The organism is Fischerella major NIES-592 (assembly GCF_001904645.1).
Taxonomy (GTDB): domain Bacteria; phylum Cyanobacteriota; class Cyanobacteriia; order Cyanobacteriales; family Nostocaceae; genus Fischerella; species Fischerella thermalis.
This window is the reverse complement of record NZ_MRCA01000009.1, coordinates 148,170-171,726: the sequence shown is the minus strand read 5'-3', so window position 1 is coordinate 171,726 and position 23,557 is coordinate 148,170. Positions and strand designations below refer to the sequence as shown.

The following is a 23,557-nucleotide window of genomic DNA, read 5'->3' as shown; positions in this document are numbered from 1 at the left end:
CTTTGCGTTCCCACTGAGTCAAAAAAAATTACGAATTATGAATTATGAATTATGAAATTTTGAGAGTCAATAGCACAGATAAATTAACCAATTGGATAATTACCAGGGATGACTGCATGAATAAATTCACTACCTGAGGTAGGAAAACCTCGTTTATAACATGCTTCTTGTGGTTGACCCCATCCCAACTGCAAAATTATTTCTAAAAAGTTAGATTTTTCAAAACAACATATATTTGCCCATTCTGTTCTTTGGGCAATTCTATCAACGTCAGCTTTAATTATTGGTTGATATTGTTTACTGTTATTAACACTCAAATATAAATCCATTTCTGAGGTGACTTCATTCCAAAATTCCAAGATGGAATTTTTTGCTGCTTTTAAAATATCTAAGTCACTAGATAAAGCTATTAATTGCGAATCTACTTCGGGATAAGTAATGGTTTTGCCTTTAACATTTAATTCACGCCAAATAATCCCAGAAACGAGATATTCTTTTTGATATTCATGGATAGCTGCTTTAAAATCTTGATAGGCGGTGAACTTTTGCAGCCCATCAGTTCTGATAAATTGATCAATCACAGGATTGCCAGAGACATTTACCTCTAATTTGAGGCGATCGCCCTTCAAGCAAGCTTGGCGTTCGGCTGCCAAAATATTGATTAGCTCCTCTGTAGTATAAACCTTTGACACCATAAAGCACTTCATTAGTCATTGGTCAAGAGTCAATATTAAGAAGGCAGGAGGCAGAGAGCAGAAGAAGTCCCCATAAATAAAGTAATGTAACTTCTTCGGTGTGAGGTTTTTCATGTTTGATGGTGAAATTTTTTCATTGGGACTACCCTCTGCTTTTCTTCAGTTATTGGTTATTCTCCATTTATTTTCTATGCTTATTTGGATATTTTCTCTGATACTTTTTGAATATGCAGTAGCAAGTTGTACTAAAAATGTGGGGCAGACGAATTTAGTCTGCCCCAAGTTTTATTCTGTCAACTCACTGTTTAACTCATTGAAGGAGCGGCGTTTTAATTCTAATGATTGGGAACGTGGTAATAAATCAAACACTTCCCGCAGTCGATCATCTACTTCTTCATACGGTACTTGGCCTGTCTTATTTAATACTACTTTGCCAGACTGATCAAACAGGGCAATCTGTGGAACAGCACCAGAGTAATAATAACCTGGCTCTGTAGAATTATAGGTTTGGGTGGGTAAAATCGTATCTACATTAACGGGAATTATCTCTGTAGCTGCACCATAAAATTCTTGCAAACGCGAGACAACAATTGCATACTCTTTGCAATCACTACTGTCATCAACATAGAAAACCAATAATGCTGGTTTATGTTCCTTCAAGGCAGTTGCTAGTGTAGCTCTGGGTGGAACCAGTGAACCATTGCCAGCATAAACTACAAAAATGTTGCCATCATATCTGTCATCTTTCAAACCTGCAAAAGCTGGTGACATACTTAGGGAGAACAGGCACACAAGCAGCAAAAAAAAGGGCAAAAAATGCCGCCAGTTAAGAGAAAAAATTGGTAAAAATTGCAACTTTATGCCTTTCATCAAAAGGAACCTTTTAACCTCTATTTTTTGTCAGTGGATGCTGAATTCAGCACATAATATTATTACGCTTGCTACCAATTTTTAAGATAACTTAGATCTTGCACCTACTTTTTTGTCCGGCAACAAATAAATTTTACTAGTCTTTGGCTCAAGTAAGCTAAAGCTTACTGAATATGCATTTGAGTTCGTTTTAACGGACTTGGGCTATGAGGGTTGAACTTCAGTTCAAGGTGTACTCAGGGCGAGGTGCAACTCAGGTGAGATAACGCTTCTTGTGCTGGGATTAACGCGATCGCCTATTTTTCATCTCTAGTAGTTCACCACATTAATTTTGATAGCTTGGCTCACACCCCACCCTTACGGGAAGCCGCGCAAAGCGCGTCTACACACCCCTCACACCCCTACTCGCTTTGCAACTTCTGCAACTCCTCCGGTGTGAACGGATTCTTACCAGCCTTTAAATCTTTCACCCAACTTTGCCGTTTTGCTTTCGCCTGGGGATCAGCAATCCATTCGATGTATGCTTCAAAATCTTCAATTGCGCCTTTGGTATCACCAGTTAATGCCCTTGCCAAACCGCGACTATCACGGATATTGCCATCATCGGGTATAAGGGACACAGCTTTTTCACAGGCAAACATTACATCTTTGGCGTAACCACGTAAACTACCTTCCCAACACAAACTATTCCAAGAATTAGCCAAGGTTTGTTTAGATGGCTGTAATTTCTCAATCTCTGTGTATGTTGCCACAGCTTTTGTGAAATCACCCTGCTTTAAATACTCTTGTGCTTTGGGAATTAAACTTTGTTTATTAATGAAACCTTCTGCTGCAAGTTGTTTGGCAATGAATTCAGTGTTATCTTGTACACCTTCAGTATATGGATCAAGATCGATTTTAGGGTCGAGTTTCTGTGCTTGTTTCAAGCTTTTAAAAGTACCAGAAAAATCACCCAGAATTGCCTGTTCGATTCCTTGAGTCACAAAAGCTGGGGCTGCTTTGACTTCGGGATTTATGTCTAACTTAGAATCCCACTTTTTCGCTTTTTGAAACTTAGCAACAGCTTCTTCATATTTACCCTCTGTTGCTAACTTCTCACCTTGGATAACTAAAGTAGGGGCTGCTGCTAAAAACAGAGATTGATTTTGGCAAACTTTGAGTTTTTCTAAAGTCTCTGGATGAGAAATAAAATATTGTTGTAGATGACTGCAACCCCTTGCTAGGACATCATCTAGATTTAAACGCCAAAGTTTGATTGTTTTGTCAGCACTTCCAGAAGCGAGGACTTTACCATCATTGCTAAATGCAAGGCTGGTGACAAAAGAAGTATGTGCTGTGAAAGTGCGAATTTCTTTGCCAGTGGCGACGTTCCAAAGTTTGATGGTATTGTCATTGCTACCGGAAGCTACAATTTTGCCATCTGGACTAAACACTACACTTTTGACAAGATTGCTATGTCCAGTCAGAGTTTGAATAACTTTTCCACTAGCGATATCCCAGAGTTTGATTGTTTTGTCAGAACTACCAGCAGCAAGTAGTTTGCCATCTGGGCTAAAGGCAATGTTTGTCACCGAACTACCATAGGTGAGGGTTTTGATGACTTTACGAGTGGCAATATCCCAAAGTTTGATGGTTTTGTCAGAACTACCAGAAGCCAGTATTTTACCATCTGGGCTGAATTTGAGAGTTGCGATCGCACCACTGTGATCAGATAAAGTGAAAATTTCTTTGCTGGTGGCAATATCCCAGAGTTTTATTGTGTTGTCACTACCAGAAGCAAGTATTTTGCCATCCGGGCTAAATCCAATACTACTAATATAAGAATCATACCCAGTTAGAGTTGTGATGGTTTTGCCAGTAGTAACATCCCAGAGTTTAATTGTCTTGTCACCACTACCAGAAGCAATTGTTTTGCCATCTGGACTAAATGCAACACTTATAACCCCAGCGCTATCTTCTAAAAGTCTATTAGTAGCTTTGCCAGTATTGCCATCCCAGAGTTTGATCCAGAGTTTGATCCTGTTGTCAGAAATACTAGAAGCAAGTATTTTGCCATCTGGGCTAAATCCGATGCTACTGATCCCAGATTCATGACCATTTAGGGTTTTAATATTTTGACTATTGGTGAAGTCCCAAATTTTAATCTTGTAGTCGTAACCAATAGAAGCAATCAGATTACCACCCGGGCTAAATGCTACCTTTGTGATACTACTATCATGCCCATGTATGGTCTGGGTGGCTTTACCAGTAGTGACATCCCAGAGTTTGATTGTTCTGTCAGAACTACCAGAAACAATAGTATTGCCATCTGGGCTAAATGCTACACTACTGACCGAATAGCTGTTTCCTGTCAAGGTTTTGGCTTTACCAGTGGTGACATCCCAAAGTTTAATAGTTTTGTCATCACTACCAGAGGCAATCATATTGCCATCTGGACTAAATGCTACACTAGTGACCCTATCAACATGCCCAGTCAGAGTTTTGATGGCTTTACCAGTGGTGACATCCCAGAGTTTGATTGTGTCGTCCGAACTACCGGAAGCAAGGATTTTGCCATCGGGACTGAATACGATGCTATTAATCAAATCAGTATGTTCAGAGAGGCTTTTGATGACTTTACCTGTAGTGAGATCCCAAAGTTGGATAATGTTGTTAATACTGCGGGAAGCAAGGATTTTGCCATCAGGACTAAATATTAATTCAGAAATCGAATTATTTTGACTGGATAGGGTTTTGACTACTTTACCAGTGGCGACATCCCAAAGTTTGATGGTTTTTTCATAACCGCCAGAAGCAATTATTTTGCCATCGGGGCTAAACACCATGGTTTTTTCACTTTCATTGCCACTCAGAGTTTTGATAACTTGACCTGTAGTGAGATCCCAAAGTTTGATTGTATTGTCACTGCTAAGAACTATTGTTTTGCCATCCGGGCTAAATGCAAAACTGGTACTGGTAAAAGCGCTAGAATCTCCAAAGGAATTTTTCTGTTGAATCTGCGCCAAAATATCTTGAATGCTGAGGATGGGACTAAAAGCAGGATAATCAACAAGAGATTGCTTTTGATTCACTAAACTTTTGAGGCTTTGTCCGGCTTCCATCGCCATTAATAAACCATCAATTTGGTTCCATTTAAATCTTTCGATGGCGTTGTTACCAAGTCTTTCGGCTTCGATCGCAGTAAAAGCCCTTTGTCTAGCTTGTTCTGTTGCTACTGCTACCACCACAGCCCCTAGCAGCGACAATCCTAAAATACCAGCCCCAATGTAAGTTTGTCGCCGGGCTTTGTGTCGCGCTGACTCTAAAATCTGCCTTGCCTGTTTTTCTGCTTCTAAGGCAGTTTGCATTTTGCGCTTATCTAATTCTTGGCTAGCAGCTAAATATTGATAATCTAAATCGCTTAAACTTTTGCTCATCGCCCAGGCTTGGGCATCCTGTAATGCTTGTCCACCCAACAGCCAAGATTCATCTTTATTGCTAGCAACCCATGCTTCTAATGTTTCGGCGTAGGGACGTAAATCTGCCAATGCCTTTGTCACCCAGTTTTGGTTAAAAACAGCCTCGTAAACACGGTTGTATACTTTTAACTTTCCTTCTCGTTCTACTACCAACCCCGTCAGCCGTAACTCCATATGTTCAGGGCGATTATCACACTCTAATTCTCCGTGCTGCAAAATTTTTTGGTATAATCCCAACCATCTACACGCTTTTTGCTCATTCCTGAGAATGCGATCGCGAATCGTCCGCAAATGTTCTGGTTCGTCGTGAAATTCCCAATTTTCAATAATGTGTGATTTGACAACAGCTTCTACCCACTCTTTCGTATAAACTTCTTTCCTAGTAGGAGAGAGAATATCCCTTGCGAACTCTCTGTCATCTAGAAAGTCACAAAATTCCCCTCCGTCCCTCGTAACAAAGGGATTAGATCCATTTTCTCCGAACTCCTCAACATAGCCCCTCTCCTTACCAAGGAGAGGGGTTGGGGTGAGGTTAATCACCAATTGACACAACTTTTGCGTCAAAAACGGCTGTCCACCACTCCAAGCCAAAATCTCACCCATCACAGCCTGAGGATTAGTTACTTTTCCTACCAATCCTTGCGTAAGTGAAGCAACTTCCTCTAACCGAAATCCTTGCAATTCAATCGCCCTACCAATATTAAACGGTGTGCGCTTTTTATCTGCGATCAAATCACTGGGAGTCGCCACACCAATTAACACAAACGTCAAACGATTGTACACTGGCTGATCTGCACGCTGGTTGTAACAGTTGCGGATCACAGCAAAAAAATCTTCAATCGGAAAACCCAAACTCAGCACACTATCAATTTCATCAACAAAAATTACTATTTGTTGAGATATTTCTACTAGCAAAACTTCTTCAATAAACTTGCTGAATCTTTGCACTGGCGACAGCAAATGATTGTCACTCCACCAGCTTTCTAAATCAAAATTGTTATAGAAATTTAAACTACCGACTAAGCTATCGATTACCCCTGCATACCATTGTTCTGGGGTAATATCCCAAGTCCCAATTGCTGTAATATCAATCGCCGCACAAGCAATTCCTTGTTGTTGCAACCTCTGCATTGTTCTCACCCGCAGGCTAGATTTGCCCATTTGGCGTGAGTTGAGGACATAACAGAATTCTCCTGCTAACAGTGCTGTATATAAATCCTCGTCTGCCTGCCGTGTCACATAGGTGGGAGAATTAGCTGGTAAGCTGCCCCCGACTTGGTATTTATAGCTTGGGTAATGCTGTGCGTTCATGGGTTCCAGTTGGAATTGCTGAGACTGGACGTATTTAATAGTTATTAGTTATATCACTTGAGTAACAGTTCCTCCACCATGTGCCTGATAGCTTGATAACTGATAACTAATTTAAATGCGATCGCTTGTTTTGGATGAAGGTGCGATCACTTACAAGTAAAAAAGCTAAGATCAAAAGATTAACATCGTATCTCAAGCAAACAGTTATGCTACCTGTTAACAAAAAAATTGTGACTGATGAAGCTATGCGTCCAGTCGCAGTTTTGATTGATTATCAAGACTGGCAGAAAATCGAACAAATATTAAAAGCTTATGAATTACAAGAACAAATAAACTTTGATTTAAACAAGTATGCAGGTGTAATTAAATTAACTCAAGATCCTTTAGAATATCAGCAGCAAATTAGGGATGAATGGAGTTGACACAGCCTTTAATATTATTAGATACCAATATAGTACTCTACTTTTTAGGTGGTAGGTTAGCAAACCCATTAGCATCAGGACAATATTTTAGTTTCAGTGATTACGGAAATTGAATTGTTGTCTTATCCCAACCTCCGCCCGGATGAAGAAACACAAATTATTGATTTTTTAAATAAAATTTCAGTTGTTAGTATTGACAGTGATATCAAAAAATTAACCATTTCACTTCGCAAACAATATAAACTCAGGCTTCCAGATGCAATCATTGCTGCAACTGCACAATCTTTAAATGCAACATTATTGACTAATGATGTCAGACTGACTAATCTCACAGAGATTAACATTCAGACAGTGCAATTAAAGTGAGTAGTGCCTTACCCCAGACATTTGTAAAGTGACGCGATCGCTTGTTTTGGATGAAGAGTGCGATCGCCTTTCTCTACTCCTGAAAACTCAGCTTAGCTACTATATGCTTGCCAAGCCATTCAGTAAATTCTTCCCGCCCTAATTCGCCGGATGCTACTTTTAAAATTACTTGTTCTTGCTCATCCACTGCTGCACTAATTTCAAAACCATTTAATACCAAAAAAACTTCCATTGCAGCGTGACCAATGCGTTTATTACCATCTATAAAAGGATGATTTTTGATTAGTGAAAAACCAAGTGCTACAGCTTTTTCAGGAATGCTTGGGTATAGTTCTTCTCCAGCAAATGTCGTCTGTGGTTGAGCTATGGCTGACTCCAATCCATTAAGATTAGAAATACCCGCCGAACCACCAGATTGCTCAATGATGCGTTGATAAAGTTCTAAGATCTCTTTTAAAGTGAGATAACGCATCAGGCCAAACGTTTGTAAAGTTCAGTATTTTTCTTGAGTACATAATCCATAGCATCTTGAAAGGATACTTCTGATTGTTTGAGCAATTGTTCGACACCCATTAGCACTAATTCTTCTATCGACACACCAAGGCGAGTAGCTGTTGCTTGCAGTTTTTCTAAGTCTTCATCAGGAATTTGAATAGTAATGCTGTTCATCGCTAGGTCAAGCTATGAGGATAGAATCAATGTAGCACTGTAACTTTTTGATGCGATCGCTTATTTTGGATGAAGGGTACGCATAGCAGTTAATTTGGCTAAACTGTTCCTAGATCATTAAAACACCCTGTTATGTTGACAAAATACATACAAGCTGCAATGCATAAAGCCAAGTACAAAATACTATCAGATAATGACACGTTTTACGGAGAAATTCCTGAATTCCAGGGTGTGTGGGCAAATGCAGATACTTTAGAAGCCTGTAGAGAAGAATTAGCAGAAGTTTTGGAAGAGTGGATTTTATTGCGGGTTTCCCGAAATCTGCCATTACCTGTAGTTGATGGCATGGAATTGTCAATTAAGGAAGTAGCATAATGCCTACTTTCGGCCCTATCAAGCGCCCTGAGTTAATCCGCTATTTGAGACAATTAGGATTTGAGGGACCATATTCTGGTAGCAAGCATCAATTTATGGTCAAGGATGATATCACCGTAAGAATACCAAATCCTCATAAAGGTGATATTGGTAAGGGGCTTTTGGCTGAGATATTGCGCCAAGCTGAGATTGAGAAAGATGAATGGGAACAGTTGTGATTTTTCAGGGGCGATCGCTTGTTTTGGATGAAGGTGCGATCGTCCCATTTGCAACCACACCCAAACCTTTTGTCATCATCACTGGCGCTGCTGCTAACAACATCTCTGGCTGTTGGCATACTTCTAATTGTTCTAAAGCCTCTGGATGCTTTGCTTCTCTCTTAGCAATTAGTTATTGCTTTTATCACTTTGCTAACAATTCCTCTACTACACGCTTGATAGCTTAATAACTGGTAACTGCTAACTGATAACTGATGTTGCAGGCGATCGCTTGAATTGTTGATATAGGTACTTCAGCGAAATACTGGCGCTGAAATTGTTCTTCGCGAACAGCAGCCAAAAACTTAGCAATAGCAGTTTCTGCAAGTGCAGATTCAGTATTTGGTTGTTGGTTGATTTGCAGATAACGATCTTGTCTTTGGATTGTAAAACCTAAATATCTTAATGCTCTCAAACCCATGTGTAAACTTTGGTCACTGATGCCAAGTTTTTGCAGAAGCTGAACACGAGTAACTAATTGATTGGTGCGACTAAGATATTTGGCAATTCCTACCAATGTCAACCAAATTTGTTCTGGGGGTTGATGTTCTGTTTTAGACCAGGCGATCGCTAGTGGTTGCTGATTGTGAAGCGATCGTCTCAACCATACCCGTAAATCATCCCAACTGGTAGGACATTCTTTAACTAATAATGGGGGATTGGGGAGAGTAGGGGGAGTAGTGATATTGCGCCAATCTAATATTTGCATGGAGTGTGGAGTCAGTCGTGCAGATTGTTCGCAAGAACGCACGGCAATTAAGCGAATTTCATAACGTTTTTTGAAGGTATTGTAATCTAACTCTACAATGCAATCACAGCGTCCCGGTGGCAATTCATCCTTGTAGTGTCCCCACCACACACCAGGAAAAGGATTTTTGGTAGACTCATCCCGAATATCAAACTCGGCTTTAATATACTGTATCTTATTGCCCCGAGAATCTTGTTGATTGCGATGCCAAGCATTTTCAAACCAACAATTTTGTATCAGTAATTTTGGCACCGGATTACCCATACCACAAGGCTCTAAAAGTTTTAATTCTAAAAATAATTCTTTCCCCAAATCCGCCACTGTCACCACCAAATCCGCTTGTACTGTTGGTGTTAAAGTTGTACCACCCAAAGTTTGCCGTAATTGTTGGTTAATCGCCTCTGTAAATAAAGGAATATTTTCCACTGGTAGACTCAACCCCGCCGCATAGGGATGTCCACCAAAACGATGTAACAGATGGGCTTGATTTTTGACTAGCTGGTATAGATCAACAGAGTTAACGGAACGCGCAGATCCACGGGCTAGAAGAGGAGAAATAGTGGGGGAAGTGTGAGGGGTGTGAGGAATATCTTCTCCTCCTACTCCCCCTACTCCCCCTACCCCTTCTGTACTTAACAAAATAGTCGGTCGTCCTATTTCTTGTGCGACTTGTCCTGCTACTAATCCCAAAACGCCAACAGCCCACTGAGGATCGGCTAAAACGATGACGCTGGTGGTTGACAAGTCCATTTGGCTGATCTTGTGGTTGACTTGTTGGGCGACCTCTTTTTGTAGAGACTTGCGGCGAGAGTTGGCTAATTCTGTTGCTTCCGCTAACTGGTGAACACGTGCTTGGTCGCGACTAGTCAGTAATTCTACACAGAAGCTAGCATCACCTTGAATGCGACTGACAGCATTGATACGGGGGCCAAGTCCAAAGGAAATATCCGTGGGGCGATCGCCACTTTTCTGACACAATTCCAACAATCGTCCTACCCCTGGGCGTCGTCGCTGGGCGGGTGGTAGTTTAAAATCTTCTTGCAACCGTCCAATTCCCAATTGTGCTAAATAGCGGCAATCTCCGCTCAACTGCACTAAGTCAGCTATTAACCCTACTGCAACTAAATCCAACAAATCTTCTAATGGTTGTTGCGGAATCTCTGGCAAAGTTTGATACAAAGCTTCTACTAGCTTGTAAGCAACTGCCACTCCAGAAAGATGAAACAATTGATGATCACTCGACAAATATCGAGGATTAATAATCGCCGTCACAGGTGGACGTTCTGCTGGCAGAGTGTGATGATCTGTAACAATTACATCAATACCCAGTTGATTAGCATAAGTAATTTCATCAATATTCGTGCTACCAGTATCACAAGTTACAATTAAATTAAATCCTTGATTTGCTAGCTTATCTATGCCCTGACAGTTGAGTCCGTGGGATTCTGTTAAGCGATTGGGAATGTAATAAAATAACTGCGAATTTTGGCGAAAAAATTGCCCCAAGCCATCCCATAACACAGCTGTGGAGGTAATACCATCGGCGTCAAAGTCTCCCCAAATGGCAACTTTGTCACCAAATTTCCATGCCCTTTCTAAGCGTTCTACCGCTAGATGCATTTCCTGCCCAAACTCAAACGGACTTGCAGGTAAGTAATTTTTGGGATTGACAAAAGCCGCTAATTGTGGTATGTCTGCTATACCACGTTGCCACAACAGCTGTGCTGCAAACTGTCCGCTAGATGTGGGTGTATACTCCTTGACAGCTTCTAAGAACCACTCAGGCGGTTGTTCTGTTGATGTCAAAATCCACTGCTGGGCATACATATAAAATGTTTCTATAAAGTTCGGCTAATTGCTTACAGTATTAATTATGCTTCGTTGTTGGTCATAGGGCATTGGGCAAGAGATTTTTCCCATTACCAATTACCAGCCCACGCGACAGCATAAGTAATCAAGCGAACATGATATTACTTGGCGTCTTGGTGTCTTGGTGGTTATTAAATTAATATTTGAACCACAAAGACACAAAGACACAAAGAAGGTTAGATGTTTAGATGACAGAATCTTCTTGGTGTTGAGATTCACTAATGAGACCATTCATTCAGGGCTACTTCATTGACGATCGCTTCAGCTTTACGAGTGCGGATAGGACGCGATCGCTTATAACCCGCCCTTTCGGCTTTTTGTCGTTCGTAATCAATTAGTCTGCCATAATGTTCATGTTTGCTTAAATTCATTGACAAGAAAATATGCTGGCGGATGTTACCAAAACCTTTGCGGCTAAAAAATTTCACTGCTGCTACGTTTTCTGGATCTGTGTCTACCAACATGAACCGCGCCCCATCTTCAATCATGCGGGCGATGACAGTATCAACCAGTTTGTCACCTACACCACGTCGTTGAAATTTTGGGCTGACTCCTAGCCAGAGAATATATCCATAAGTCCAGGATGCTTTGGTAATGATGGTTCCTAAAATAAATCCTGCAAGTTGTCCATCGATTTCTGCAACTAAACAGTATTCTGGATCGGTGTTATAAAGTCCAATCACCTCCCATTCATCCCAGCAACGATATAAGTAAGGATACAAATCACTGGTAAATAGTTCTTCTCCTAAATGATAGACAGGGGCGATATCGTCAATTTCTAATTCGCGGACATAAACCGCATCAAATTCTTGTGAATGCATAAAATCATATTGTTGTTTTTTGGTTGTTGTTTGATGTTTGGGTGTCGTAACAATCAACTACCAACTACCAACCACTAACTACCAAACACTAACAATTCCTTTTATAGAGATACTTCTTGAATATTAGCGATATTCGTGAGGTTGGTGTCTAATTCTTGGAGAAGAGAGTTTCCTTGTGGTTTCTGGGCAAGATGAGCGTAATTACGATTACACTTCTTGGTAAAGTGACAATATTGGCAAGTTTTACTGCTTTCTGAAACCTGTGGAAAATCTTTTTTTTGTTGGTAATCTTCCAGCCAAGTGGTTAGTTTACTTAGTAGTTGATTGAGTTTTTTGGCAGTCTTTTTGTGTTGGTTATAATCGTAAATAAATTTAATACTTTGTGGTTTACCTTTAGATTGAACAAACCAATATGTCATGGAAATACTTTCTGGCAGATAATCGCTAGTTTCAGCTAATACGTACATATAAAGACGTGTCTGCCAATTTTGTTCTAATTTGCGTTTATTGGGTAGTTTGGGATAAGTTTTCCAGTCGAAAATTTGTGCTTGTTGATTATCTGCAATTAGTAAATCATAAACGACGGTGAGTAAGTAATTTTGGATCTGTAAGGTGCGGAAATGTTCGCTTTCTCGAAAAGTTTGACTATGATTAATAGGTGTTAAAATTTCTGGAACTGCTTTCGTAAAAGCTGTCATCCAACTTTGCAATTGGGCATCTGTTTGCAAAAAACTATCAATAGGTAAGCCCATTTCTCGCTGTTGCATCAGCAGGTGAAAGCGACTCCCTAAAGTCTGGTGTTCTTCCCGTTCTATTTCGGTGGGAGAATAGAGTTGTTCTAAGTAGGTGTGTTGAAACTGCCGTGGACAACGTTCTAGCAGGTTGAGTTGTCCTTGGGAAAGTCGCAATAGTGGAGTTTGAGTGGATAGCATTCTTTTAGATTAGCCTTGATTGTAAAAAAGCGATCGCTTTACCTCAAGTCATACAATTTGTAACTTTAGATTGATTTTATGTCAAATATGATACAGTACTGCTATAGTGCTTGGTAAGTAGTAAATACTTAAGTAAGCAAAAAGCTGGGAATATAAAAATGAAATTTGGAATTGATATAGGACATAATTGTCCTCCAGATACAGGGGCGGTTGGAGTCGAAAAAGAAGATAAATTAACGAAAGCGGTTGGTACATTTTTGATGCAAAAGTTGGCAGCCGCAGGTCATAGTGTTATTAATTGCACTCCTACAACAGCTGTAACTGTGGGAGAGTCACTCAGAAAACGAGTTGAGAAAGCTAATAGCAACAATGTAGATGTCTTTGTCTCCATACATTTTAATGCATTTAATGGGCAAGCGAATGGCACAGAGGTTTTTGCTATTAGTAATACGTCTAAAGCTATAGCTAGGTCTGTTCTCAACGAAATTGTTAAACTCGGATTTAAAAATAAGGGAGTCAAAAGCACCCCGTTTTTTGTCATTAAAAATACCTCCATGCCGGCTATTTTAGTAGAGTGTTGTTTTTGTGATTCCAAAGCAGACATGGATCGCTTCAATGCTGAAAAAATGGCTGAAGCAATCAAGGATGGTTTAATTGGAGATACAGACACAGATGAACCAAAACCTGCTGAAGAAAAAAAATATCTTTTGAAAGTTACTCAAAAAACAGTATTGAAACCTACTACAGAACAATCATCGGAGATACCAAAAGAAGCTTTAGTAGATATTGAGCCTGGAGAATATCCTATTTTAGATTTCAGATACGAAGAAAAACACTATTGGGTGAAGTGGGTTGATAAAAGTAAGGCTGAGCGAGATCAGCATTTTATTTTTGATGCATATGGAAAGGTTGTAGAAGCAGCTTAATGTGATTTATTTTCCTAAATAATTAGCTATATTTAGGCTATTTCATAACTCAGCCAGGCTGCTCAGGATAAGTTTTTCATTGACTGAGCCGCTATTTTGTTCTTGGCTGAGTGGAATTCAGCCAAGATAAATATTTAATGTTTTTTAAATTCTCAGCAGCCAAATGTGAAAGGCAAAATCTCAACAAAATGCTACCGCCAAGAATCCAGAATGATAGCGATCGCAAATAAACAGAAAATGAAAACAGCTATACGCATCATCCATTGCCATAAAATGGATGATAACAGTATCTGAGCGATAGGGACAATGTTAAGCACTGTAGATATAACATAGGCGATCGCAAAGCCAACTAATGCTAATACAAAATACTTGAGTCCCTTAACAGCGAACTTGAATAGCAGATTATAGTCGTCTTGCAGATTAGTTTTCATAGTTTTTCCCCTTACTTAAACTTGCTTAAAACTCGAATTTAGTCATGAAATGTACCCTCAACTACGGTAAGGGAGAGTAACAAATACAAGAGCCTTACTCAAGTTGACTAGGGTTAGAAGTAGGAATATTTTCCTCAGTCTCCTGAAGAGATTTAGGATTACCAGCAACAATCATTAAAATGACTATTGCAATCATCAACAGTAGCCAGGTAGGAAATTTATTTCCTACTTCTCGCACATCATACGATTCCCGACAGTGGGGACAAAAATAGATATTAGGATTACGAGGATGTTGCTCAAATCGACAAGGAGGAAAAGGATGATCTTTATATTTACAGTCCATGAGAAGTAATCTCCTATAGGTTTTCCTTTGAAAAAAAACAAGGGACTAGTCGCGTGGTACTCCACGTAAACTAGTCCCTGGGTTGGTGTTCAACTCTCTTTGGATAGTCAAAACTTATTTATTTTTCAATCCCCACCATCAGTTTCATAACTGCTTGGTATTTCAAAGGACAAAAATCTTAATTGTTAAGGTAGTCTCCAAGACTTCTTCGATAAGAAAACGCTACTTTACACAGAAAATAGCCCTTATGAAATGTGAGGGTTACGTCTCCAAAACCAGTGGTTTGAAGAATATTTAGTAAACCTGCTTCTAAACAATCGATCGCAGTGGTTCTGTTCTCCATTAACACCACACCACAAGGTTTTAACAGCAGCTGACGTCTCAAAATATAGGTGTCTAAGTCTGCTTTCTGAAATCGAAAATCTTCATTCGGATGCCCTACGATGGTAACTAGGAACTCCGGGACTTTGCCACTCCTCATCATGTTGCACTCTACAATCAATTTGCGCGGTATTGAACCTTGATATTCATTCGGTAGATATGCTTGAAGAGTCCCGAAAAGTCCTTCTAACATGGGGCTACTTTGTTTCTATTGGTCAAATCAGGCTTTTAACCTGACTTGATACTTAGCTTACACTCGATTTCATGAAAATGCAACATGAAATCACAAGTTTTTTCATGTTTAAATTTGTTGCAAAAGTATACTAAAGTCAGTTATTCTTGAAATTATGAAAAATTGTGAGTGTTTTTTAAGAGCATTGGCAATTAAGGAACGCGAACTAAATAAAATACACAACCTCACCCCCAGCCCCTCTCCGCGAGCTCGGAGAGGGGTGCCGTAGGCGGGGTGAGGTAAATATGTAAATTAATTGCATGTTATTTAGTCCATAATTCTAAATAATTTCTCCAGTTCTTCTACGTAATTTATCAGACAATACTCTTCGTTCTGATTTCCTCAATTTCCCTAGCCGATATCCCATTGACATAAGTCCGGTTGATCATCGGATGATCGTCATGAGTTGGTCCGATGTCACTATCTGGATGGTATGCAACAATATCCAACCTGCTGTCTCTAGTAAAAAAGCTGTGATGACCTTCGGGTGGAATAATAAATATTTGACCTGGAATCAAAGGAATTTCCACAATTCCTCCGGTTCCATCTTCATTTTCTGGAACTTCACAATGTCCCTCACCCTTTATAACGACCCCAATCCTGATCGAAGGATGAGTGTGTCGTGTCTGACTAATACCAGGTGGAAAATGTAAATGGTTAAGACAAGGATCGCCTTTTATCGTTGGTGGGATCAACAGGGAATCAGAGCAACCATCCATGTAACGCAACCTACCCTTTTGCTCAATTGGTCCGCCAATCATGAACATCCCACGATAGCTGAGACTGGCGATCGCAATTCCACATCCACCCCGAACAGACACAGCACCAGGAACACTAAAGTACATTCCTTTGGTGAGGGTAAAAGCTAGTTCAAACCCTGCGTGATAGGAAATCACATCAGTTTGACCATCAACGACAAACCCGAAATAAGTCCCTTTTCCGCTTAAATTTAGAGTTTCTCCTGTGTATCCCCAGCCATACAACCGTGTTGGATGCTGTGTTTTTGACAAGTCCCTTAGCATCCCATCATTAGGGGTAATTGAGATGAAATGCTTACTGTCCACAATCTAATCCTTCTGAGAAATTAATTTTCATAAACAAATAATCTTGCTAAAGCATGGGCTTACATGCTTTTGTGTAAAGACAACTTGGTAAAATATTTGTCAACCTGTTTCAGTGACAGTCACTTTGATTGACATGAGTCGAATGATAACAGTAATAGAATTGTTATGATATTGGTACGATCCCAAAAAAAATTAAAAATTTATAAAGATATGTTTAGAAATAACCAAGATTTATAAGTATATTTACTTAATTGTATATAAATGAACCAATTCATGCTTTATCATGATAAAAAATCCTCATGTTCCACAGTCTCATGAATTTTCAAGATGTAATCGAGATTGTAGAGTCAGCAGTATACAAAGCCAAAGGTAGGAAGCTGACTGACCCAGAACTAGCCGTACTGCGCGGTTCTTGGCAGGGTTTGACTTATGAAAAGATGGCAGAAGGCTCACCCTATAAACCCAACTATCTCAAGGGAGATGTCAGTCATAAGTTCTGGAAGTTGCTTTCAGAGGCTCTGGGTGAGGAAGTCAGCAAGAGAAATTTTCGCGCTGCTCTACAAAGAGCATGGTTGAGTCACAATGCAGCCTCACAAGCGCAAATTATGGATGATCTCAACCTTGTGTCTCAAGCATCAGGTGAATCAGACTTATCCGAGTCAAAGATAGAATCAGATAGCTTTAATAGTGATAGCAAAGCTGGTTGGTCGTCTCAAATTTCATATGCAAATTTCGCCTATCAAGGGGAACTAAACCTCTTTCCTCAAAAAACTGACTTTAAACAACCTTCCCATCTTGAGAAGAAAATAAGAAGTTGGTTTGAAGCTTTGGGCTATGAGTTCATACCTGGTGGAACAAGACAAGATGACTTCTTTGACATCATCATCCATATTCCCAAGCGGGGAGGATACGATCGCATTTTGACAAGAGGTGTGGAAGGAGAGATTAACCTGAATCACTTGGATGGTTTATGTCAAGCAGTCTTAGAGTATAAACCCAATGAAGCATGGCTGGTTGCTGATTTGCGGATTAGCCGTGCAGCACGTGAGGCTATTGAGGAGTATAAGGAAAAAAAGGAACTAAAATTTAGTTATGCTGCCAGTAAAGCGATCGCAGAGTATAGAAAACACAGAGAATTAGAACTATTTTGTTATACTTTCGATGAACTCATTGATGAAGGCGTCAATTTTACCCCATATTTTAAATGGTTAGAGGAACAACTGAAGAAGCGAGGTATTAATGACAAAACCTATGTTCCTTTAGCCTGTATTAAACAAGAGGGAGTCAACCCAATCACAGGGGAACCAATCGTCAGTTGTTACCATGAAGCCGATGGCTGGATTGATGGCTATATAGATCGCTGGCTAGATGATCCTGATAAGAAACATATATCTATTCTTGGAGAGTTTGGTACAGGCAAAACTTGGTTTGCATTTCACTACGCTGGGACTGCTTTAAAACGGTATCAGGAAGCCAAGCGCCAGGGTAAAACTAGACCTCGATTACCTCTGTTAATTCCTCTACGGGATTATACCAAAGCACTGAATGTAGAGAATGTTCTAGCTTGGTTCTTCTTCTCCGTACACAATATTCCCCTGACTAATTTGGTCTTCAAACAACTTAATAGTATGGGCAAGCTCCTGCTCATTTTCGATGGTTTTGATGAAATGGCGGGTAAAGTAGATCGCCGCAAGGTGATTGATAATTTTTGGGAGCTAGCTAAAGTCGTAGAAACAGGAGCCAAAGTAATTCTCACTTGTCGCGCAGAACATCTCCCTAAGTTAGAAAAAGGTCGTTCTTTGTTGAATGCAGCTTTATTAAATTCTATTGAAACAGAACAGCCAACTTCGACTAAAAAATTGGGTCCCCAATTTGAAGTATTGGAATTACAGACACTCAGTGACAACCAAATTTGTCAAATGCTTTGCTCGCGGTTGCAACATAAAACTCTTGCAGAAAGAGATGCGATCGTAGAACAGGTCACGAGAAATAATAAACTCTTGGATTTGGCGAGACGGCCTGTGATGATTGACTTGATACTGGATGCACTGCCTAAAATTGAAGTAGGTCAGCCAGTAGATTTGTCTCACATCTATTTATTAGCTGTTCGAGAGAAAATGGCCCGGGATATCAAAGCAGAGCGTACCTTTACTTCTGCTGCTGATAAGCTGTACTTTCTGTGTGAACTGTCTTGGGAAATGTTCGTTACCGATCAAATGCAGCTGAACTATCGCAAGTTCCCAGATCGAATTCGACGATTATTTGGTGCTGTTGTTCAACAGCCAGAAGAAATTGACCATTGGAGCTATGACATGATGGGTCAGTCTATGCTGACTCGAAATGCTGATGGTGATTACGAACTTGCTCATCGCTCCTTTCTAGAATTCTTTATCGCCTACAAACTAGCTGCACAACTGGGAGTATTAGCTCCTGATTTTGTCGATTTAGCAACAGAATCATTACATATAGATAAGAAAGCTCTTCCTCAAGCATATACTTGGTTATCTTATTTTCAACGTCAAGTCGATGAACAAGGTAAAGTTATACCCATTGCACCACTCAAAGAATTTTCGACTTTATCACTGAACCGTTTATTTGATGCTTTTAAATTCGGAGAACTGACAAACAGACAAAGAGACTTAACAAAAGCAGTTCTCAACTTGCTCGAACACATGCTTGATCGCTCAAAAACTGCTGGCGATCGCTTGCTGAAGATAATAAAGGCCACACGTGGTAAAACAGAAAAAGAAGTAGGTTATGTGGCTGGATATGCTGTAACACTTCTTTTGCAAATTGATCCAGAGGCTCTAGCAGGAGAAGATTTGAGCCATACTGTCATTCAAGGAGCTGATTTAACCCATGCCAACCTACAAAATACCAATTTTACAGGTGCTTACTTAGATGATTCTCTTTTCAAAGAACCTTTTGGTAGCATTTTGTCAGTTGCATTCAGTGGAGAATTTCTGGCTATCGGTTCTTCTAATGGCGAAATTTGCCTGTTTCAGGGTCAAAGACGTTCGATTTGTAAAGGACATAATCACTGGGTTCGCTCGATCGCCTTTAGCCCTGATGGTCAAAAATTTGCTAGTGGCAGCGACGACCAAAGTATCAAGATATGGGATATTAAAACTGGTAAATGCTTTTGCACATTGGAAGGACATATTAGTTGTGTACGTTCAGTCACCTTTAGTCATGATGGCAAGCTGCTTGCTAGTGCTAGTGAAGATGGAACAATAAAAATATGGAATGTTGATACAGGTGAGAACTTAAAAACATTGACAGGACATGTTGGTAAGATTTGGTCAGTAGCATTTAGTCCTGTAGGTACAATGCTAGCAAGTGGTGGTGAAGATAAAACCATCAAACTTTGGGATAGTAACACAGGTAATTGCCTCAAAACCCTAACTGGGCATGAGAATTGGGTAAGATCAGTAGCTTTTTGCCCCAATGGACAAAGACTTGTTAGTGGTGGTGATGACAACACCGTCAGAATTTGGGATATTCGCACAACAAAATGTTGCACAAACTTGCTGGGACATGAGAATTGGGTGAGGTCAGTAGCTTTTAGCCCTGATGGACAACGAATTGTTAGTGGTAGTGATGACAACACCGTCAGAATCTGGGATATTCAAACTAATCAATGCCGCAACATTCTGTATGGACACGATAATCGAGTTTGGTCAGTAGCTTTTAGTTTGGATGGTCAACGAATTGCTAGTGGAAGTGACGACCAAACAGTGAAAACTTGGGATGCTAACACAGGTCTATGTCTAAGTACAGTGAGGGGATACTCTAATTGGATTTTGTCAGTTTCTTTTAGTCCCAATAGTAAGTACCTTGCTAGTGGTAGTGAAGACAAGATTGTTAGGATATGGGATATCCGTAATGGCAAGATTGCCACTACTCTCAGAGGACATACAAGTCGCATTTGGTCAGTAGCATACAGCCCAGATGGTCACTTGCTTGCTAGCGGCAGTGACGATCATACAATCAGAATTTGGGATATCAGGCAAACTAAGAGTAAACAATGTCTGCGAGTTCTTAAAGATCACAATCACTGGGTGAGATCAGTTGCATTTAGCCCAAATGGTCAGCTACTTGCGAGTGGTAGCGATGACAACACCGTTAGAATCTGGGATGTTCATAGGGATACACCTCCAAAAATCTTACGCGGTCATGGAAATTGGGTGCGGACGGTTCTGTTTAGTCCAGATGGGCAGCTACTTGCCAGTGGTAGTGATGACAATACCGTTAGAATCTGGGATGTTCACACAGGCAACGAAATTAAGATATTGCAAGGTCATAATAATTTAATCCGCTCGATCGCCTTTAGTCCGGATAGTCAGATTATCGCTAGTGGTAGTAATGATTGCACTGTGAAGATTTGGCAAATCCAAACAGGTGAGTGCATCCAAACTATAACGGAACATAAAAATTGGGTACATTCGGTAATTTTTAGTCTTGATGGACATACCCTCCTTAGTGGCTCTCAGGATGGAACTATACATCTGTGGAATATTCATGAACATAAGCTGATTAAGTCTTTTGAGGAAGATGCTGATGAAGTCTTATCAATTGCCTTCAGTCCTGATAGGCAGTTAATAGCCAGTGGTATTCATGATGGAATGATTCGCCTGAGAAACATGCATACAGATGAATCGGAATTACCTTTATCCTTAAAGATTTCTAAACCTTATGAGGGAATGAACATTACTGCTGTGGTTGGCTTGACTGAAGATCAAAGAGCCAATCTCAAGGCTTTGGGAGCTATTGAAATAGGATAAACTCAAATAATAATCGGGATGACTGGATTCGAACCAGCGGCCCCTTCGTCCCGAACGAAGTGCGCTACCAAGCTGCGCTACATCCCGGCACTATAATGCCAATATAGATAATAGACTATCACAAGCTTGGTTAAATGACAAATAAAGAAAAAAGGTAGGGCATACTTCATACTTCAGCCTTGATCTCAAAGCTTGCTAACATTAAGTTTGATAACTAACTTTATTTAAGTGGTAAAAGTGGATTGTGATTCTTAAACCAGACTGGTTGCGGGTGAAAGCGCCTCAATGGGAGCGCGTCGGTAATGTTAAAGAAATTTTACGGGATTTAGCCCTAAATACGGTTTGTGAGGAAGCGTCCTGTCCGAATATTGGTGAGTGCTTTAATGCGGGAACAGCGACGTTTTTAATCATGGGGCCTGCTTGTACACGTGCTTGTCCTTACTGTGATATTGATTTTGAGAAAAAACCCAAACCTCTAGACCCCACAGAACCCACACGACTGGCGGAAGCAGTGCGCCGGATGAAACTGAACCATGTGGTGATTACTTCTGTCAATCGAGATGACTTGCCGGATGGAGGCGCATCACAGTTTGTCCGTTGTATTGCAGCAATTCGTACAATTTCACCTCACACTACTATTGAAGTATTAATTCCGGATTTGTGCGGTAACTGGGAAGCACTGGAGTTAATTCTCCAAGCCAAACCGGAAGTCCTCAATCATAATACAGAAACAGTTCCGCGTTTATATCGCCGTGTGCGTCCCCAAGGTAATTACGATCGCACCTTGGAATTACTCAAGCGATCGCGTCTACTTGCTCCCAGTGTCTACACTAAATCCGGAATTATGGTCGGACTCGGTGAAACTGATGAGGAAATTCGCCAAGTTATGCAAGATTTACGTGCAGTTGATTGTGATATTCTGACGATTGGACAGTATCTTCAACCAACTCAAAAACACCTAAAAGTAGATCAGTTTATCCACCCAGACCAATTTGCTACTTGGCAAGCATTCGGAGAAGAATTAGGATTTTTACAAGTTGTCTCTTCACCCTTGACAAGAAGCTCTTATCATGCTGAACAAGTCAGGGAATTGATGGAAAGGTATCCGCGGGGGTGATAATGAAAGGGAGATGGGCAGATGGGGAAGTGTGAGGAGTGTGAGGGGTTTAGGAGTATGAGGGGTGGGGTAAGTAGTAAACAATTAACTACTAACCACTAACTACTAACTATTAACTCTTGACCCTTGACCTTTGACAAATGACAAATTCAAAATCAGTAGTAATTCTAGGCGCGGGTGCTTGGGGAAGTGCTTTAGCAACTTTGGCTAAAGCCAATGATCATAAAGTACATATTTGGTCGCGTCGTAGTTCGCGAACTTTGGAGAAACTCGTAGAGGATGCAGATATCATTGTTTCTGCTGTCTCTATGAAAGGTGTTAGAGATGTAGTTTCTCAACTCCAAGGTTTGCCCCTTTCTCCAGAAATTATTTTTCTTACAGCCACAAAAGGTTTAGATCCACAAACCACCTGCACACCTTCCCAAATTTGGCAAGAAGCTTTTCCCAATCATCCTGTAGTTGTTCTTTCTGGCCCGAATTTATCCCAAGAAATTCAACAGGAATTACCAGCCGCAACGGTAGTTGCCAGCAATGTTACCAGTGCTGCTGAGGTTGTACAGCTGGTATTTTCATCCAATCGTTTCCGGGTTTATACAAATGCTGATCCCTTGGGGGTGGAATTAGGAGGAACACTGAAAAATGTCATGGCGATCGCTGCTGGTGTATGTGACGGTTTGCAGTTGGGAACCAATGCGAAAGCTGCGTTACTCACCCGTGGTTTAACAGAAATGGTTCGCATCGGTGTTCACTGGGGTGCAAAGCAAGAAACATTTTACGGTTTATCTGGTTTAGGTGACTTGCTTGCCACTGGTAACAGTCCTTTGAGTCGCAATTACCAAGTTGGCTACCAATTAGCCTGTGGCAAAAGTCTTACAGAAATTCTCACCCATCTCCAAGGAACTGCTGAAGGGATTAATACCACCAAAGTTTTGATGCTGCGCTCAAAGCAGCAAAATATTTCCATGCCCATTACCGAACAAGTGTATCATCTACTCCAAGCTGAAGTTACTCCGCGACAGGCACTCTTAGAACTGATGCTACGCGATATCAAGCCGGAATATAACGAATGATTTGTTAGTGGTTAGTGGTTAGAGACGCGAGTAATCGTGTCTGTACATTAGTGGTTGATGCCTCATAACAATTACCAATTACCAAAATTCCCTGACCAAAAAATATCAAATCTTCAGGAAAGTATCTGCATAGCTATGTAGATATGACTATGCCTGTAATAAATAAGTTTTTCACTGATGCATGTTTATACCACGTTGTAAAAGTGACAGTCAAGCTGAATTACATTTGAAATCTTGACTGGAAGATTGGTAATCTTTAGTCTGGCTTTGCCTTTGAATAGCTATTGGTTCACTGGAAAAAGCAGCCTAATAGCTGAGTTATGGAGATGTAATAAAAAAACCAGTATGGTTTTCGAAAAAAAACCCAAATGTTACTTAAAACCGTGTTAGTTCTTCGTAAATCACGGGAACAATAG

At 40.4% G+C, this 23,557-nt stretch carries 21 protein-coding genes and 1 tRNA gene; 9 read left to right on the top strand and 13 right to left on the bottom strand.

Going from position 1 to position 23,557, the window contains the following annotated elements:
- Positions 1–83 precede the first annotated feature (83 nt).
- The 3 genes from NIES592_RS16805 to NIES592_RS16795 all read right to left on the bottom strand — a co-directional run bounded on the left by NIES592_RS16805 (position 84) and on the right by NIES592_RS16795 (position 6,334).
- On the bottom strand, positions 84–695 hold the full coding sequence (locus NIES592_RS16805; protein ID WP_062244807.1) for a hypothetical protein: 612 nt from the start codon (positions 693–695) through the stop codon (positions 84–86).
- Positions 696–980: 285 nt separating this feature from the next.
- On the bottom strand, positions 981–1,565 hold the full coding sequence (locus NIES592_RS16800; RefSeq protein WP_073556348.1) for a thylakoid membrane photosystem I accumulation factor: 585 nt from the start codon (positions 1,563–1,565) through the stop codon (positions 981–983).
- A 401-nt stretch (positions 1,566–1,966) separates the two neighbouring features.
- Positions 1,967–6,334, bottom strand: a complete 4,368-nt coding sequence (locus tag NIES592_RS16795) for an eIF2A-related protein (RefSeq protein WP_073556347.1) — start codon at positions 6,332–6,334, stop codon at positions 1,967–1,969.
- 206 nt (positions 6,335–6,540) lie between these two features.
- On the opposite strand from NIES592_RS16795, the gene NIES592_RS16790 reads away from it, so the two are divergent.
- Positions 6,541–6,756 (top strand): hypothetical protein, encoded by a 216-nt coding sequence (locus NIES592_RS16790; protein WP_016866075.1) that lies wholly within the window; start codon positions 6,541–6,543, stop codon positions 6,754–6,756.
- 96 nt (positions 6,757–6,852) lie between these two features.
- Positions 6,853–7,122, top strand: a complete 270-nt coding sequence (locus tag NIES592_RS16785) for a type II toxin-antitoxin system VapC family toxin (RefSeq protein ID WP_256678159.1) — start codon at positions 6,853–6,855, stop codon at positions 7,120–7,122.
- 73 nt (positions 7,123–7,195) lie between these two features.
- Here NIES592_RS16785 and NIES592_RS16780 read toward each other — a convergent pair whose 3' ends face one another.
- Both NIES592_RS16780 and NIES592_RS16775 read right to left on the bottom strand, forming a co-directional pair.
- The gene (locus tag NIES592_RS16780; protein ID WP_073556346.1) at positions 7,196–7,594 is read right to left on the bottom strand and encodes a type II toxin-antitoxin system death-on-curing family toxin; all 399 of its coding nucleotides are present in this window, start codon (positions 7,592–7,594) and stop codon (positions 7,196–7,198) included.
- Positions 7,594–7,791: a DNA-binding protein gene (locus tag NIES592_RS16775; protein WP_062244819.1), complete on the bottom strand. Its 198-nt coding sequence runs from the start codon at positions 7,789–7,791 to the stop codon at positions 7,594–7,596. Before NIES592_RS16775 ends, NIES592_RS16780 begins: the two co-directional genes overlap by 1 nt.
- A gap of 132 nt (positions 7,792–7,923) precedes the next feature.
- On the opposite strand from NIES592_RS16775, the gene NIES592_RS16770 reads away from it, so the two are divergent.
- The 3 genes from NIES592_RS16770 to NIES592_RS16760 are packed head-to-tail and all read left to right on the top strand — an operon-like array spanning position 7,924 to position 8,611.
- A complete protein-coding gene (locus tag NIES592_RS16770; RefSeq protein ID WP_062244822.1) occupies positions 7,924–8,166 on the top strand; it encodes a type II toxin-antitoxin system HicB family antitoxin in 243 nt (80 codons plus the stop codon).
- Complete coding sequence (locus NIES592_RS16765; protein ID WP_062244827.1) at positions 8,166–8,384, top strand: type II toxin-antitoxin system HicA family toxin; 219 nt, start codon at positions 8,166–8,168, stop codon at positions 8,382–8,384. Before NIES592_RS16770 ends, NIES592_RS16765 begins: the two co-directional genes overlap by 1 nt.
- Positions 8,369–8,611, top strand: a complete 243-nt coding sequence (locus NIES592_RS16760) for a hypothetical protein (RefSeq protein ID WP_073556345.1) — start codon at positions 8,369–8,371, stop codon at positions 8,609–8,611. Before NIES592_RS16765 ends, NIES592_RS16760 begins: the two co-directional genes overlap by 16 nt.
- On the opposite strand, the gene NIES592_RS16755 is transcribed toward NIES592_RS16760, so the two are convergent.
- The 3 genes from NIES592_RS16755 to NIES592_RS16745 all read right to left on the bottom strand — a co-directional run bounded on the left by NIES592_RS16755 (position 8,608) and on the right by NIES592_RS16745 (position 12,793).
- The gene (locus NIES592_RS16755) at positions 8,608–10,998 is read right to left on the bottom strand and encodes a single-stranded-DNA-specific exonuclease RecJ (RefSeq protein ID WP_073556344.1); all 2,391 of its coding nucleotides are present in this window, start codon (positions 10,996–10,998) and stop codon (positions 8,608–8,610) included. The genes NIES592_RS16760 and NIES592_RS16755 overlap by 4 nt on opposite strands.
- 260 nt (positions 10,999–11,258) lie before the next feature.
- On the bottom strand, positions 11,259–11,861 hold the full coding sequence (locus tag NIES592_RS16750) for a GNAT family N-acetyltransferase (RefSeq protein ID WP_062250451.1): 603 nt from the start codon (positions 11,859–11,861) through the stop codon (positions 11,259–11,261).
- Between the two features lie 101 nt (positions 11,862–11,962).
- Positions 11,963–12,793 carry a PD-(D/E)XK nuclease family protein gene (locus NIES592_RS16745; protein ID WP_062244838.1) on the bottom strand — a complete coding sequence of 277 codons (831 nt, stop codon included), beginning with the start codon at positions 12,791–12,793 and terminating at the stop codon, positions 11,963–11,965.
- 158 nt (positions 12,794–12,951) lie between these two features.
- Here NIES592_RS16745 and NIES592_RS16740 point away from each other — a divergent pair, with 158 nt between their 5' ends.
- Positions 12,952–13,719: an N-acetylmuramoyl-L-alanine amidase gene (locus tag NIES592_RS16740; RefSeq protein ID WP_073556343.1), complete on the top strand. Its 768-nt coding sequence runs from the start codon at positions 12,952–12,954 to the stop codon at positions 13,717–13,719.
- A 191-nt stretch (positions 13,720–13,910) separates the two neighbouring features.
- Here NIES592_RS16740 and NIES592_RS16735 read toward each other — a convergent pair whose 3' ends face one another.
- The 4 genes from NIES592_RS16735 to NIES592_RS16720 form a co-directional block, all read right to left on the bottom strand.
- The gene (locus tag NIES592_RS16735) at positions 13,911–14,150 is read right to left on the bottom strand and encodes a hypothetical protein (RefSeq protein ID WP_073556342.1); all 240 of its coding nucleotides are present in this window, start codon (positions 14,148–14,150) and stop codon (positions 13,911–13,913) included.
- 94 nt (positions 14,151–14,244) lie between these two features.
- Positions 14,245–14,493 (bottom strand): hypothetical protein, encoded by a 249-nt coding sequence (locus NIES592_RS16730; RefSeq protein WP_062244847.1) that lies wholly within the window; start codon positions 14,491–14,493, stop codon positions 14,245–14,247.
- Positions 14,494–14,671: 178 nt separating this feature from the next.
- A complete protein-coding gene (locus NIES592_RS16725; RefSeq protein WP_062244849.1) occupies positions 14,672–15,067 on the bottom strand; it encodes a hypothetical protein in 396 nt (131 codons plus the stop codon).
- A 353-nt stretch (positions 15,068–15,420) separates the two neighbouring features.
- Positions 15,421–16,116 carry a cupin domain-containing protein gene (locus NIES592_RS16720; protein WP_256678158.1) on the bottom strand — a complete coding sequence of 232 codons (696 nt, stop codon included), beginning with the start codon at positions 16,114–16,116 and terminating at the stop codon, positions 15,421–15,423.
- A 368-nt stretch (positions 16,117–16,484) separates the two neighbouring features.
- Between NIES592_RS16720 and NIES592_RS16715 the strand changes: the two genes are divergently transcribed.
- A complete protein-coding gene (locus tag NIES592_RS16715; protein WP_073556340.1) occupies positions 16,485–20,954 on the top strand; it encodes a pentapeptide repeat-containing protein in 4,470 nt (1,489 codons plus the stop codon).
- 13 nt (positions 20,955–20,967) lie between these two features.
- Here NIES592_RS16715 and NIES592_RS16710 read toward each other — a convergent pair.
- Positions 20,968–21,041, bottom strand: a tRNA-Pro gene (locus NIES592_RS16710).
- Between the two features lie 157 nt (positions 21,042–21,198).
- On the opposite strand from NIES592_RS16710, the gene lipA reads away from it, so the two are divergent.
- Positions 21,199–22,071, top strand: a complete 873-nt coding sequence (gene lipA, locus NIES592_RS16705) for a lipoyl synthase (RefSeq protein ID WP_073556339.1) — start codon at positions 21,199–21,201, stop codon at positions 22,069–22,071.
- Positions 22,072–22,211: 140 nt separating this feature from the next.
- A complete protein-coding gene (locus NIES592_RS16700) occupies positions 22,212–23,141 on the top strand; it encodes an NAD(P)H-dependent glycerol-3-phosphate dehydrogenase (RefSeq protein ID WP_073556338.1) in 930 nt (309 codons plus the stop codon).
- The last annotated feature ends 416 nt before the right edge of the window (positions 23,142–23,557 follow it).

Coding starts and splice junctions, on each gene's coding strand:
- NIES592_RS16805 (WP_062244807.1), bottom strand. CDS start 695: ATGGTGTCAAAGGTTTATACTACAGAGGAGCTAATCAATATTTTGGCA.
- NIES592_RS16800 (WP_073556348.1), bottom strand. CDS start 1,565: ATGAAAGGCATAAAGTTGCAATTTTTACCAATTTTTTCTCTTAACTGG.
- NIES592_RS16795 (WP_073556347.1), bottom strand. CDS start 6,334: ATGAACGCACAGCATTACCCAAGCTATAAATACCAAGTCGGGGGCAGC.
- NIES592_RS16790 (WP_016866075.1), top strand. CDS start 6,541: ATGCTACCTGTTAACAAAAAAATTGTGACTGATGAAGCTATGCGTCCA.
- NIES592_RS16780 (WP_073556346.1), bottom strand. CDS start 7,594: ATGCGTTATCTCACTTTAAAAGAGATCTTAGAACTTTATCAACGCATC.
- NIES592_RS16775 (WP_062244819.1), bottom strand. CDS start 7,791: ATGAACAGCATTACTATTCAAATTCCTGATGAAGACTTAGAAAAACTG.
- NIES592_RS16770 (WP_062244822.1), top strand. CDS start 7,924: ATGTTGACAAAATACATACAAGCTGCAATGCATAAAGCCAAGTACAAA.
- NIES592_RS16765 (WP_062244827.1), top strand. CDS start 8,166: ATGCCTACTTTCGGCCCTATCAAGCGCCCTGAGTTAATCCGCTATTTG.
- NIES592_RS16760 (WP_073556345.1), top strand. CDS start 8,369: ATGGGAACAGTTGTGATTTTTCAGGGGCGATCGCTTGTTTTGGATGAA.
- NIES592_RS16755 (WP_073556344.1), bottom strand. CDS start 10,998: ATGTATGCCCAGCAGTGGATTTTGACATCAACAGAACAACCGCCTGAG.
- NIES592_RS16750 (WP_062250451.1), bottom strand. CDS start 11,861: ATGCATTCACAAGAATTTGATGCGGTTTATGTCCGCGAATTAGAAATT.
- NIES592_RS16745 (WP_062244838.1), bottom strand. CDS start 12,793: ATGCTATCCACTCAAACTCCACTATTGCGACTTTCCCAAGGACAACTC.
- NIES592_RS16740 (WP_073556343.1), top strand. CDS start 12,952: ATGAAATTTGGAATTGATATAGGACATAATTGTCCTCCAGATACAGGG.
- NIES592_RS16735 (WP_073556342.1), bottom strand. CDS start 14,150: ATGAAAACTAATCTGCAAGACGACTATAATCTGCTATTCAAGTTCGCT.
- NIES592_RS16730 (WP_062244847.1), bottom strand. CDS start 14,493: ATGGACTGTAAATATAAAGATCATCCTTTTCCTCCTTGTCGATTTGAG.
- NIES592_RS16725 (WP_062244849.1), bottom strand. CDS start 15,067: ATGTTAGAAGGACTTTTCGGGACTCTTCAAGCATATCTACCGAATGAA.
- NIES592_RS16715 (WP_073556340.1), top strand. CDS start 16,485: ATGAATTTTCAAGATGTAATCGAGATTGTAGAGTCAGCAGTATACAAA.
- NIES592_RS16700 (WP_073556338.1), top strand. CDS start 22,212: ATGACAAATTCAAAATCAGTAGTAATTCTAGGCGCGGGTGCTTGGGGA.